The organism is Enterobacter hormaechei subsp. hoffmannii, from assembly GCF_001729745.1.
Taxonomy (GTDB): Bacteria; Pseudomonadota; Gammaproteobacteria; order Enterobacterales; family Enterobacteriaceae; genus Enterobacter; species Enterobacter intestinihominis.
The window spans coordinates 2,083,249-2,094,847 of sequence record NZ_CP017186.1; the positions used below are offsets into that span (position 1 = coordinate 2,083,249).

At 55.9% G+C, this 11,599-nt stretch carries 9 protein-coding genes; 3 read left to right on the forward strand and 6 right to left on the reverse strand.

Going from position 1 to position 11,599, the window contains the following annotated elements; translation table 11 throughout:
* Positions 1 to 13 precede the first annotated feature (13 nt).
* From BFV65_RS09850 to BFV65_RS09865, 4 genes are all read right to left on the reverse strand, one after another.
* The gene (locus BFV65_RS09850; RefSeq protein ID WP_069596535.1) at positions 14 to 1,393 is read right to left on the reverse strand and encodes an efflux transporter outer membrane subunit; all 1,380 of its coding nucleotides are present in this window, start codon (positions 1,391 to 1,393) and stop codon (positions 14 to 16) included.
* Positions 1,390 to 2,472, reverse strand: a complete 1,083-nt coding sequence (locus BFV65_RS09855; protein ID WP_022648054.1) for an HlyD family secretion protein — start codon at positions 2,470 to 2,472, stop codon at positions 1,390 to 1,392. The genes BFV65_RS09850 and BFV65_RS09855 overlap by 4 nt, the downstream gene beginning before the upstream one ends.
* 22 nt (positions 2,473 to 2,494) lie before the next feature.
* Entirely contained in the window at positions 2,495 to 4,147 is a 1,653-nt protein-coding gene (locus BFV65_RS09860) for an MFS transporter (RefSeq protein WP_022648055.1), read from the reverse strand.
* A 158-nt stretch (positions 4,148 to 4,305) separates the two neighbouring features.
* Entirely contained in the window at positions 4,306 to 5,625 is a 1,320-nt protein-coding gene (locus tag BFV65_RS09865) for an MFS transporter (RefSeq protein WP_032624298.1), read from the reverse strand.
* Between the two features lie 391 nt (positions 5,626 to 6,016).
* Here BFV65_RS09865 and BFV65_RS09870 point away from each other — a divergent pair, with 391 nt between their 5' ends.
* The 3 genes from BFV65_RS09870 (at position 6,017) to cybB (ending at position 9,480) form a co-directional block, all read left to right on the forward strand.
* The gene (locus BFV65_RS09870; protein WP_022648057.1) at positions 6,017 to 6,811 is read left to right on the forward strand and encodes a YdcF family protein; all 795 of its coding nucleotides are present in this window, start codon (positions 6,017 to 6,019) and stop codon (positions 6,809 to 6,811) included.
* A 199-nt stretch (positions 6,812 to 7,010) separates the two neighbouring features.
* Positions 7,011 to 8,450 (forward strand): aldehyde dehydrogenase, encoded by a 1,440-nt coding sequence (gene aldA, locus BFV65_RS09875; protein ID WP_032624297.1) that lies wholly within the window; start codon positions 7,011 to 7,013, stop codon positions 8,448 to 8,450.
* A gap of 499 nt (positions 8,451 to 8,949) precedes the next feature.
* Positions 8,950 to 9,480 carry a cytochrome b561 gene (gene cybB / locus BFV65_RS09880; RefSeq protein WP_069596536.1) on the forward strand — a complete coding sequence of 177 codons (531 nt, stop codon included), beginning with the start codon at positions 8,950 to 8,952 and terminating at the stop codon, positions 9,478 to 9,480.
* Between the two features lie 42 nt (positions 9,481 to 9,522).
* On the opposite strand, the gene BFV65_RS09885 is transcribed toward cybB, so the two are convergent.
* Both BFV65_RS09885 and BFV65_RS09890 read right to left on the reverse strand, forming a co-directional pair.
* Positions 9,523 to 10,590, reverse strand: a complete 1,068-nt coding sequence (locus BFV65_RS09885) for an oxidoreductase (RefSeq protein ID WP_069596537.1) — start codon at positions 10,588 to 10,590, stop codon at positions 9,523 to 9,525.
* 13 nt (positions 10,591 to 10,603) lie between these two features.
* The gene (locus BFV65_RS09890) at positions 10,604 to 11,347 is read right to left on the reverse strand and encodes a DeoR/GlpR family DNA-binding transcription regulator (protein WP_069596538.1); all 744 of its coding nucleotides are present in this window, start codon (positions 11,345 to 11,347) and stop codon (positions 10,604 to 10,606) included.
* Positions 11,348 to 11,599 lie beyond the last annotated feature (252 nt).

Sequence of the window (11,599 nt, forward strand, 5' to 3'; positions counted from 1 at the left end):
ACCCGGCATGTTTTCACGCACTGACCCAACCGCCGCCCAGCGCTTTATACAAATCAATTTGCGCCAGCAGCAGGTTGTTTTTCACCTGTACCACGCTGGTCTGCACCGAGAACAGCGTGCGCTGTGCATCGAGCACATCCAGATAAGAAGAGTACCCGTTGCGGTAGCGGTTTTGCGCTATCCGCAGCGTCTCCTGCGCGACCGCCTGCTGAGCCAGCAGCTCGTTAAGCTGTTCCTGATAACGGGTGATGGCATCAAGGCTGTCATTCACCTCGGCAAACGCATTACGTACGGTTTTTTCGTAGCTGTACAACGCCTGATTACGCTGAGACTGGGAGATATCCACCTGTGCATTCAGCGTCTGTCGGTTCAGCAGCGGCGCAAGAATACTGCCGCCCACGCTCCAGAGCTGGAGGGGGTTATCCAGCAATCCCGACAGCGTGCGATCCTGCACCGATCCTGTGGCCGTGAGGTTGATCGACGGCAGCAGGCTGGCACGCGATGCCGCCAGCGTCGCGTCCGCCGCAATCAGCTGACGTTCAGCCTGGACGATATCCGGACGCCGGTTCAGTAACGTCGACGGCAGTTGGGAGGGCAGTTTCAGCGGCGTCAGGGCATCAAAGCTTTCACCGCGCGCAACGTTACCCGGGTTGCTGCCCAGCAGCAGGCTAAGCGCATTCTCCTGCTGCGCAATCTGGTGCTGAAGCAGTGGAACCTGAGCGCGGGTGGCGCGCAGCTCAGAATCCGATTGCATCAGCTCAAGGCGAGAGCTGTATCCCGTCTCAAACTGTCGTTTAGCAAGGTTGAACGCCTCTTCACGCGATTTCAGCGTGGACTGGGTAACGCGAAGCTGTTCATCCAGCGACAGGAGAGTGACGTATCCGGAGGCCACCGACGATGCGACCGTGAGATCTGCCGCCGCGGCCGCCGCCTTTTGTGCCTCCAGCGACGCTTCGGCGGCACGGGAGGTGCTGCGGTTTACCCCCCAGATATCCACGTCGTAGCTGGCGGTCAGGCTGCCTTTGTACAACGTACCGTATACCGGAAGGCCTGTGGCGGCGGACTGCGAGCGCGCGCGCGTCCCGGTCACGCCCGCGTCAAGCGACGGGAACAGGCTGCCGTCGGCGGCGTATACCCGGGCCTGATACTCATTAATCCGCTCGCGGGCAATCAGCACGTCGCTGTTGTTCTTCAGCGCCTGATCCACATAGTGATTCAGATTGCTGTCGTGGAAATTACGCCACCAGAGCTGCTCTGTCGGGCTGGTTGGCCCCGACGTCGCGCGCCACTGGGCCGGGATGTGCAGGGACGATTTGGCGGGCTCAACGTCAACCGACTGGCAACCCGCAAGGATAGCCATCATCAGCAGGCCGGCTATCGGGCGAAGCGTCATTGTTTCGCCTCCCGCGTGTCGATGGTGACCTGCACCGACATGCCAGGGCGCAGCAGCCGGTACGCCTCCGGCTCACCGAGTACCTCAATGCGTACCGGGATGCGCTGGGCGATTTTAACAAAGTTGCCCGTGGCGTTATCCGGGGTGATAGCGCTGAACTCGACGCCTGTGGCCGGGGATATGCTCTCCACGCGGCCCTGATAGGCTTTATCGTTTAACGCATCGACGGTGAATTTCACCGGCTGTCCGACGCGTAAATTCGCCAGCTGCGTCTCTTTGATATTGGCGATCACCCAGTGCTGCGGCGGGACCAGCGTGGTAAGGTGCGTCCCGGCGGTGACGTACGCTCCCAGACGCACCGCAATCTGCCCGAGCTGACCGTCACGCGGCGCGACAATGCGGGTGTTTTGCAGATCGATCTGCGCAAGCTCCAGCGCGGCTTTCGCATTTTGAACGTCCGCTTCCAGCGAAGCGCGATTGACGATAACCGTTTGTAGATCCTGGCGCGACATCTCAAGCGTTGCTTTCGCCTGGTCGATATCGGCGCTCCCCTGGGCGGCACTGGCCAGCGCCGCATCGCGCTCGCGAATGGACAGGGAGCCGTCTGCGGTCAGATCCTTCACGCGTTTCAGATCCGCCTGGGTTTTCAGACTTTGGGCACGGGCGTTTTTCAGTGCCGCTTCGTTTTTGGCAATCACCGCTTCCGCGCTTTTACGCTGTTGCAGGTTGTTGTTCAGCGCAGCAATTTTCATTGCCAGCTGCGCCTCGGCCTGATGGACGCGCTGGCGATAGATCCGGTCATCAATCTGCAACAGCAGGTCGCCTTTTTTAACCTGCACAAAATCCTGAACATGGACCTCAGTAATGTAGCCGTTGACTTGCGGACTGATGAACGTGGTCTGGCCGCGCACGTAGGCGTTATCAGTAAACTGGGTATGACGCGTGAACGGGGGCAACTGCCAGGCATAAAGGATCACCAGCACCCCGACAATGCCGATAGCCGCGGCGGTGAAAATGGAAACGACGCGTACATTTTTGCGGGTGTTGGCCTGCTCTTTGGCGGCATCCTGCTGACTCATAACTTCTCCTGAAAAATAGTCATTACTTATTGCCAGTGGCGTTCTTAAGGGCCATACGGGCGGTGATGCGCAGGCGCAGCAAGCGCCATAAAATCCAGACCAGCGTGGCTGTGGCAATGCTCGCCGTCAGGAGATAAGTATCGTTGTAAGCCAGAATGTTTGCCTCAAGCGTCGTCACCGTCTGAAGCTGAATAATGGCCTGGGTTCCCAACAGGGAACTGTCGCCAACCAGGCTTTTATACATCTGGGTGTAAAGCTGAATGCGTTCGTTCACCAGCGGGTTGAGGGTGGTGAGCTGGTCAGCCAGCAGGCTGGAATGGTACTTCTCGCGCCAGGTCTGGAAGGTACCAAGGATTGCAGAACCCAGCAGGCCACCAAGGTTCTGACTCATGCCAAACATTACGGAAAAGCTGACCAGATTGCGTGGATCGGCGATCACCCCGCCAATGGCGGCCAGCATCGCAGGGGCGAGGAAGAAAGCGCTGCCGAAACCAAGCAGGAACTGGCTGAACATCAGTTGATCCGGCCGGGTCAGGTTGTTGGACTGGCTGTCCAGCAGCGAAGCAACAATCATCAGCGCCAGCGAGGTGATAATCGGCCAGGCCAGCTTAGTGGGTTTGATCGTCAGACAGCTGGTGACGATACCGCAGACGATTCCGGCGAAAATAGACCACGCCAGATGGGTCATCTGTTCATTCTGTAGGCCCGCATATTGCAGCCAGCCGATGACGCCGGTGTTCTGTTCCGCCAGTACGATGCGGATCAGCAGCATAATCAACCCCAGGCGTACGATGCTGCCGCTGGACAGCCAGCGGGTATTGAGCAGCGGGTTGCTGCGGTTATGTTCAAAAACGATTGCACAGACAATTAGCACCAGCGAGAGAGCCAACGCCCAGCCGATCCACGGTGTTTCAAACCACCATTCCAGACGCCCTAGCGACAGAACCGCGCACAACAGCGCCATACCGGGCGCAAGCAAAAAGAAGGTGATGAAATCTTTCTTCTCGAAAACTTTGCGTCGATCGCCCGGGGGCAGTTTCAGCACCATCACGCAGGCCAGTGAGATCAGGGCCAAACCCAGCTCGAAGAAGTACAGCCCACGCCACTCATCAAGCTGCAACAGCTCGGTGGAGAACAGCCGCGCCAGCGGTATCGCCAGCGACGAACCGGTAATGCCGATGGTCAGCGCCTTCAGTCGGTGCTTCGCGGGCCAGGCCTGTATCTGGTAATAAATGCCGAGCGAGCTGAGCGCGGCGGCGACCATCCCGTGTGCCGCCCGTACCATCAGCGCCGAGCTGAGATCGTTCACAAACAGGTGAAAAAAGGTGACCAGCACATACAGCACCAGGAAGCCTTCCGTAAACGCGCGCAAACCGTACTGCTGGCGAAACTTTACCAGCAGCAGGTTGATGGAGACGTTGGTCATGACATAGACGGCAGGCAGCCAGGCGATTTCAGTCGACCAGGCGCCGAAGGTGCCTTGCAGATTTTGCAGATTGGCGGTGACGACCGCGTTACCCAGCGCCCCGGTCAGACACACCAGCAGGCCGACCACGCCATAGGCGATCCGTTTCGACGTTGGATGTTCCGGGGTGGAAGGGGAACCCAGCAGAGCGGGTTTCTCGTGTGGCTGCCACTCGCGAGGAGCATAAGGATCGCGTTGGGGCAGGCGCATAACGGGGTTTACCTTTCAAAATGTTGAATTGTGAGCGGGCTAATGATTCTACGGCTGACGCAAATCATAATTCAAGTGAATACGAATATTGTATGTTAATCAAATGTGGAGGGAATGATGAAGAAAAAGTGCGGCTCGCGAACGGAGCCGCAATAATATTATCGCTGTTCCGGCTGCGCCTGAAGGTGGCGTTCACGGTTGATGCGGCTGGCACAAAAAATTGCAATGAGGGAGATAGCGACCGTCACGCCCAGATACCAGGCCACGGGTACCCAGTCGCCGTCGTATTTCGCCAGCAGTCCGGTAGCTATTAGCGGTGCCGTTCCGCCCGCCAGCGCGGCCCCAAGTTGATAACCCAGCGTGATACCGGTGTAGCGAACGTTGGCACTGAAAATTTCAGAGCAGAGCGTGCCGAGAACTGCCGTCACCGGTGCCCACAGTACGCCAAAAGCGATAACGGTCGCGAGCACAATTCCCCAGGTGGTACCGGTATTCAGCAGCATAAACCAGGGCACGATAAACAGGCCGAGCACGAAGACACTGACGGCGTACATACGCTGGCGGCCAACCCTGTCGGAGAGCAGCCCCATCAGCGGGATCATGATAGTGGCGACCAGTGCGCCAAGAGTTACTGCCTCCAGCGCCTGGGATTTCTGATAGGTCAGGGTGGTAGTGGCGTAGCTCACCACAAACGTGGAGAAAATATAGAACGGTGCTGTCTCCACAACCTTAAGCCCGGCGGCAATTAGCACTTCACGCCAGTGGTGTTTTATGGTGTCGCGCAGCGGGGCTTTCGCAACCTGGCCGGATTTTTTCACTTTCTGGAAATCAGGCGTTTCGTCAATATCTTTCCGGATCCACAGCCCCAATATTACCAGCACGGAACTGAGCAGGAACGGAATGCGCCAGCCCCAGGAGAGAAAATCCTCTTCGCTGAACAGCGTCATTAGCGAGACGATAAATGTCGCCATCAACATGCCGATGGTAACGCCCGCCTGCGGAATACTGCCGAAGAAGCCTTTGCGTTTTTCTGGCGCATACTCGTAAGCCAGCAGCAGCGCGCCACCCCATTCACCGCCGATACCCATCCCCTGAATAATACGCATCAGGATCAGCAACGCGGGCGCCCACATCCCGATCATGTCGTAGGTGGGCAGCAGGCCAATCATCACGGTTGCACCTCCCATCAATGAAAGGGTGAGGACAAGCGTTTTTTTGCGACCGATACGATCCCCGATATGTGCAAAGAGAACGCCGCCAATGGGGCGAATAAAGAAGGTCAACGAGAAGGAGAGATAGGAGAGGATCAGCCCGATTACCGGGTCGACCATCGGAAAGAAAATCTTGTTAAACACCAGCGCGGCAGCGGTGCCATAGAGAAAATAATCAAACCATTCAATAGAACTTCCCGTAAGACTGGCAATTAATACCTTTTTGTTTTTCCGCAATACCGTTGTCGTGCTCTCATGTTGTGTCATGACTCAAAACTCCGCCACGTGGATGATAATAGAGGTGTTACCTGGCGCGCTTCAGGTGCAACCTGTCGGTGTGTAATGGTTGTGAAATTGTTAAGCAACTTAGGGTTGGATGTTACGTTTGGCAAGTCAGCCAGAACTAAAACGGGTCAGATCACGATGGATTAAGCAGCAACTGGTGCTTTTTCAGCACGCTGTTGTGGCAGGATGTGTTGAAGGGCAGATAATCAAAAGCACAAACCCAGGGTGCAACCCAATTGTTTTTGGATGTTTCTGGTTATTTCATCAAAATGACAAATATGCAGTGTAATGAGCACCTCGGCTTTCAGAGTGATCTCCTTTTCAACCCCGTTGTGTGAAGTACTCTAAAGATTAATGCTGTAAGGAGGTAACGATGACAATGGCACTTTTCCCCTGTCTGCCTGGCACAACCCTCGACGCCGTGAATACCGTTGGGGCGTGGCTTGCTCAGGACGACTATCAGGACAACCAGCCCGTTGATCTGGTGATTCTGGCGGGTAACGCGGTGATACCCGCGATTGATGCTGCCTGTAAAATCGCGGCTGAACAGGGGGTTCCTCTGATCATCAGCGGCGGGATCGGTCACTCGACGACCTTCCTCTACGCCGCGATTGCTAAGCACCCCCGCTATAACAGGATACCCACCACCGGGCGGGCTGAGGCGGCTATTCTGGCCGACATCGCCCGTGAATTCTGGAACATTCCGGCTGAGCATCTTCACGTTGAGGATCAGTCGACCAACTGTGGCGAAAACGCCCGCTTCAGCCGGGCGTTGATGAAACAGTCCGGACTGAACGCCGCCCGGGTGCTGGTAGTGCAGGACCCGACGATGCAGCGTCGCACAATGGCTACGTTTGCCCGCGTTTGCCGCGACGAGGCTGCATCGCCCGCATGGATGAGTCATCCCGGCCTGACGCCCGTGCTGCAAAACAGTGACGACGGTCTGGCGTTCAGCGGCCCGGTCGAGGGGTTATGGCCGGTAGAACGTTACCTGTCGCTGGTGCTGGGTGAATTTCCGCGACTCAGGGACGACATCAACGGCTACGGTCCGGCGGGACGTGATTTCATTGCCCATGTCGATATCCCTGCCGACGTGGACGCCGCGTGGCAGATCCTGCGAAACGACGTCATTCTCACCGACGCGCTGGTGAGCCGTTCTCTGCTGTAATGCTCTTGCCCGTTTGCGCCATCTTTTACGCAAACGGGCAGCCTTTGTTGCCGATTTGTGATTTTTGAAACGGGCTGACCCGTTTCTTTTATGAGATATCTCACAAAAACAGACTCATAGAGTAGGCAATTGCCCCGGTAATTATAGTTTTTAACATTAAGTTTACTTGTTAAAAACAGTGTGATTACAGGAGCAGGTTATGACAGTACCCGTACAACATCCTATGTATATTGATGGACAGTTTGTTGCCTGGCAGGGTGATGCCTGGATTGACGTGATCAATCCGGCCACGGAAGAGGTCATTTCCCGTATTCCCGACGGCACCGCCGAGGACGCCCGCAAGGCCATTGACGCGGCAGAGCGCGCGCAGGCTGGCTGGGAGGCGCTGCCTGCCATTGAACGCGCCAGCTGGCTACGCAAAATTTCCGCCGGGATCCGCGAGCGCGTCAGCGAAATCAGCGCGCTGATTGTGGCCGAAGGGGGCAAGATCCAGCAGCTGGCGGAAGTGGAGGTTAACTTTACCGCTGACTATATCGACTATATGGCCGAGTGGGCGCGCCGTTATGAAGGGGAAATCATTCAGAGCGACCGTCCGGGCGAGAATATTCTGGTGTTTAAGCGCGCCCTTGGCGTCACCACCGGCATTCTGCCGTGGAACTTTCCCTTCTTCCTGATTGCCCGTAAGCTCGCTCCTGCGCTAATCACCGGCAACACCATCGTTATCAAACCGAGCGAATTTACCCCAAACAACGCCATTGCGTTTGCCAAAATCGTCGACGAGATTGGCCTGCCGAAAGGCGTCTTCAATCTGGTGCTGGGCCGCGGTGAAACCGTCGGACAGGAGCTGGCCGGGAACCCGAAAGTGGCGATGGTCAGCATGACCGGCAGCGTCGGGGCGGGTGAAAAGATCATGGCTGCGGCTGCGAAAAACATCACCAAAGTGGGGCTGGAGCTGGGTGGTAAAGCCCCGGCCATCGTGATGGACGATGCCGACCTCGAGCTGGCCGTGAAGGCCATTGTGGATTCACGCGTCATCAATACCGGACAGGTGTGTAACTGCGCGGAACGTGTCTATGTTCAGAAGGGGATCTACGACCGCTTTGTGAATCGTCTGGGCGAGGCAATGAAAGCCGTCCAGTTTGGCAATCCGGCTGAGCGAACGGATATTGCCATGGGGCCGCTGATCAACGCCGCCGCGCTGGAGCGTGTGGAGCAGAAGGTGGCGCGCGCGGTGCAGGAAGGGGCTAAAGTGGTCCTTGGCGGTAAAGCGGCAGAGGGCAAAGGGTATTTTTATCCCCCAACGCTGCTGCTTGACGTACATCAGGACATGGCCATCATGCACGAAGAGACCTTTGGCCCGGTGCTGCCGGTGGTGGCTTTCGACACCCTGGAAGAGGCCCTGAAAATGGCCAACGACAGCGACTACGGTTTAACCTCGTCTGTATATACGCAGGATCTGAATGTCGCCATGAAAGCAATTAAAGGGCTTAAGTTCGGCGAGACCTACATTAACCGTGAAAACTTTGAAGCGATGCAGGGCTTCCATGCGGGCTGGCGGAAATCCGGGATCGGCGGGGCGGATGGCAAACACGGTCTGAATGAGTATTTGCAGACGCAGGTAGTCTATTTACAGTCGTAATCAGGAGCCCCCTCCATGCGAGATAATGTGTGCACTGAGCAGTTCCCTCGCCCCTTTGGGGAGAGGGTTAGGGTGAGGGGAACATACGGCTCTGGTGGTCATTCCGTTCACTTTAGGTTCCTTGCTACTCTGTAACAAAATGACCGGTGAACGTGCCAGGGTGGCTCAGTCGCCACCACCCTGGCTCCCGGCGGTAAATCGCCGCTTCGCGGTCCCTTCGGCTTATTCCTTCCGGCTTATCGGGGACGGGCGGAGGTAACATCCCTGTAAAGCCCGCCCTCTCGGCGCATCCCTGCGCCTCGCCCCGGCCGGAAGGCAAACGCCTCAGCGATTTACAGCCGGACCTGGGCATCGCTGTAATCCCTCCGTTATTCTGAAGGCACGTTAATGCTTCTGATTTCAAATAACTGGGAATACTCGGCCCTCCGTAAAAGGGGGTTCACATTTTCAGGAAAGGTGGTTATGTTGGCGCGATAACTGTTATTTATCGGGAAACAACATGCGCACAAAATATACGGGTCTGCAAATCAGCATTCACTGGCTGGTTTTTCTGTTAGTGATTATGGCCTATTGCGCCATGGAGTTCAGAGGTTGGTTCCCGCGAACCGATCGTCCGCTTATTAATATGATCCACGTTTCCTGCGGGATCAGCATCCTGGTGCTGATGGTGGCGCGCCTGTTTATCCGCCTGAAATTCCCGGCTCCGCCCATTCAACCGAAACCAAAAGCGATGATCACCGGGCTGTCCCATCTGGGGCATCTGGTTATCTACCTGCTGTTTATTGCGCTGCCGCTGATCGGCATGGTGATGATGTATAACCGGGGAAATGACTGGTTTGCGTTTGGCCTGACGATGCCGCATGCGGCGGAGGGGAATTTTGACCTGGTGGATACGCTAAAAGCGTGGCACGTATCGCTGGCGAATCTGGGGTATTTTGTGATTGGTTTGCACGCCTTTGCCGCGCTGATGCATCACTATTTCTGGAAAGACAATACGCTGCTTCGCATGATGCCGAAAAAGCGTCAGTGACCGATAATGCCCTGCCAACCCGCAGGGCATTTTTTTTGCGGCTTATTGCAGTTGCGCGCGCTCCTGCGCCGTTAAATCCAGTTCCTGAGTTGTACCCGTTTCTGAAGATTTTACCGCCGCTTCCAGCACCGCCATCACCGCCAGGGCTTCCACCGGATGGACCGGATTGTCAATCTTGCCGTTCAGGGCATCGCGCACGTTTATATAGTACTGCCGCTGGTCGCCTTTTGGCGCAGGGATAGCGCTGGCTTCACCCTGGGCATTAAACAGCACCATAGCGTCGCTGTCCTCACCCCAGCTTTCACTACCCGGAATGACGCCTGCCAGAAGCTGGGCTTCCTGCTGATCGATGCGCGCTTTCACCACGCTGGCCTTATCGCCGTGGACGGTAAAGCGGGCAACGCCGCCTGCCACCAGCATGCTGCAATGGAGGACCACTTTGTGTTCAGGATAGTTCAGCACCACGTGCGCCCAGTCGTTAATTTCCGCACCGTCACGCAGGGTGGCGATGTTGCCCTGTACCGACAGCGGCAGACCAAAAAGCTGTAGCGTCTGGTCAATCATGTGCGGGCCTAAGTCGAACCACAGGCCACTGCCGGGAACATTTTGCTCTCTCCAGCGCACGCGAACCTCCGGGCGGAAACGATCGATATGCGATTCAAAGTGTTTTACCTTGCCGATACTGCCTTGCTCAATCACCTGCTTAATGCCGAGAAAATCGCTGTCCCAGCGGCGGTTATGGAAGACAGAGAGCAGGCGTTGTTTTTCTTGCGCAAGCGCAATCAAATCCCGCGCTTCCTGCATATTGAGCGTAAACGGCTTATCCACCACTACGTGCTTGCCGGCGTTGAGCGCCAGGGTGGCCAGCGGCGCATGGGTCGCGTTAGGGGAGGCGATAACCACCAGGTCGATATCCGGGTGCTGAATAGCCTCTTCAGGGGTGGCAACAACGAGGACATTCGGCAGATCGCGTTTGACCTTTTCTTCATCCCGGGATGAGACCACCGCCAGCTTCAGGCCGTCGACGGACTGGAACAGCGGGGCATGAAACGTCTTACCCACAAAACCATACCCGATCAGCGCAATATTCATTGTCTTCACTTTATTCATGACCTTCTCCACGTTAATGCGCGCAAACGGTAACCTGCACGGCGCTATGGTCCCCGAGCTCTGCCCAGGGACGATCTAAAAACAGTTGATGAATCTGGGATAACCCTGAAACCAGATAAGGTTCGCACTGGTTGAGTTTCAGATGATCGGCGACTACCCAGTGCGCCTGGCTTGCGGCCAGCATGGCACGCTTCACCTCGGCATCCGCCTCCTGACTGGCGCTCAATCCGAGCTCGGCATGAATGGCGCATGCGCCAAGGATGGCGATATCCGCCCGGTAGCGAGAGAGCAGCGAAAGGGTGGCGCTTCCGGCAAACAGGCGCTGTTTCTGATCCCACTTTCCACCAAGCAGGATCAGACCGATATCTTCCCGATCGCTAACCTGCTGGGCGATATCAAGAGAAGGGGTGATGATGGTCAGCGGTCCCTGCAGGAAAAAGGCAACGGCCAGAAGTGTGCTTCCGGCGTCGAGAAAAAGCGTCGAGCCCGCAGGTACGCACTGCGCAACCTGTTTACCCAGCCGCTGCTTGATTTCAGGCAGTAAGGTATTCCTGCTAACTCGGTTCATCGTCGAGAGATTCAGCGCGATGGCGCCGCCATGGTTTTTTTGCGCCAGTCCCTGTTTTTCCAGATCGGTCAGATCGCGACGGATGGTATCCGCCGAAACCTGCAACTTTTCTGCCAGCTCAGTGATGCTGGCCTGGCCTTGTTCAGTAATAATTTCAAGTACATATTTTTGTCTGGCGGTTTTATGCATGGGTGCAGTATCCTGCAAAATGTCGCAATACTATGCAGTTTACAGCATTTTACAGGAAAGGGAATCGTAACAGGAGGGGGATGTTGTCCAAAAACAGTTTAATAAGGTGAATATTGAATTAGCATTAATCAGTCATCAAAAACATGTATGTATCGTTTAGACCTGATGTTAACGCTATGTTTTACATAGAAATTTGGTTAAAGCTACCGAATAAGGAGTTCGAATAAGAATATAAAACCAGATTATAAATAT